2 protein-coding genes and 1 pseudogene are annotated in these 1,183 nt (G+C 65.7%); all 3 read left to right on the forward strand.

Features of this window, described 5'->3' with window-relative positions:
* A pseudogene (locus tag IRT45_RS36220) lies at nucleotides 1–259 on the forward strand (acetolactate synthase large subunit); the annotation flags it as partial.
* Nucleotides 256–759 (forward strand): acetolactate synthase small subunit, encoded by a 504-nt coding sequence (ilvN, locus tag IRT45_RS36225; protein ID WP_036503889.1) that lies wholly within the window; start codon nucleotides 256–258, stop codon nucleotides 757–759. The pseudogene IRT45_RS36220 and the gene ilvN, both read left to right, overlap by 4 nt.
* A 50-nt stretch (nucleotides 760–809) precedes the next feature.
* The coding region (locus tag IRT45_RS36230) for an NAD(P)-dependent oxidoreductase (RefSeq protein WP_194810252.1) at nucleotides 810–1,183 on the forward strand (374 nt) is incomplete at its 3' end.

The raw sequence follows: 1,183 nt of genomic DNA on the forward strand, positions 1-1,183 counted from the left end.
GGCCGCCATCCGCGAGGCGCAGTCGATCAACGACCGTCCCGTGGTGATCGACTTCATCGTCGGCAAGGACGCGCAGGTGTGGCCGATGGTCGCCGCCGGCACCTCCAACGACGAGATCATGGCCGCCCGCGGCATCCGGCCCCTGTTCGACGAGGACGAGCAGGCCTCCGAGCCGGCCGTCATCCATGAGGCCATGTCCCACGACAAGGCGACCCTGTCGGCGCACGAACGGGCCTCGCAGAAGGAGACCAACCTGTGAGCACGACCCATACCCTCAGCGTGCTGGTGGAGGACAAACCCGGCGTGCTGGCCCGGGTGGCGAGTCTGTTCTCCCGGCGTGGATTCAATATCGAATCCCTGGCCGTGGGTGGCACCGAAGTTCCGGAGATCTCGCGGATGACCATCGTCGTCACCGTGGAGGATCTGCCGCTGGAGCAGGTGACCAAGCAGCTCAACAAGCTGGTGAACGTCATCAAGATCGTGGAGCAGGACGCCGACGCGTCGGTGGCCCGCGAGCTGATCCTGGTGAAGGTGCGCGCCGATGCCAGCGTGCGCACCCAGGTGATCGAATCGGCCAACCTGTTCCGGGCTAAGGTCATCGACGTGTCGCCCGACGCGCTGACCATCGAGGCGACTGGCACCCGGTCCAAGCTCGAGGCGCTGCTGCGGATGCTGGAACCGTACGGCATCCGTGAGATCGTGCAGTCCGGCGTGGTGGCCGTCGGCCGCGGGCCGAAGTCCATCACCGCGACCCGCTAACACTTATTCAGAAGAATCAACGAAGGGACACAACCACAGTGGCAGTCGAGATGTTCTACGACGACGACGCCGATCTGTCGATCATCCAGGGCCGCAAGGTCGCCGTGATCGGCTACGGCTCCCAGGGCCACGCACACTCGCTGAGCCTGCGTGACTCCGGCGTCGAGGTGCGCATCGGCCTCAAGGAAGGCTCCAAGTCGCGGGCCAAGGCCGAAGAGGCCGGCCTGACCGTCGGCACTCCCGCCGAGGTCTCGGAGTGGGCGGACGTCATCATGCTGCTCGCCCCCGACACCGCGCAGGCCAAGATTTTCACCGAGGACATCGAGCCGAACCTGAAGGACGGCGACGCCCTGTTCTTCGGCCACGGCCTCAACATCCACTTCGGCCTGATCAAGCCCCCGGCGAACGTCACCATCGGCATGGT

The sequence above is a fragment of the Nocardia sp. BSTN01 genome, assembly GCF_015354405.1.
In the GTDB taxonomy this organism is placed as follows: Bacteria; Actinomycetota; Actinomycetes; order Mycobacteriales; family Mycobacteriaceae; genus Nocardia.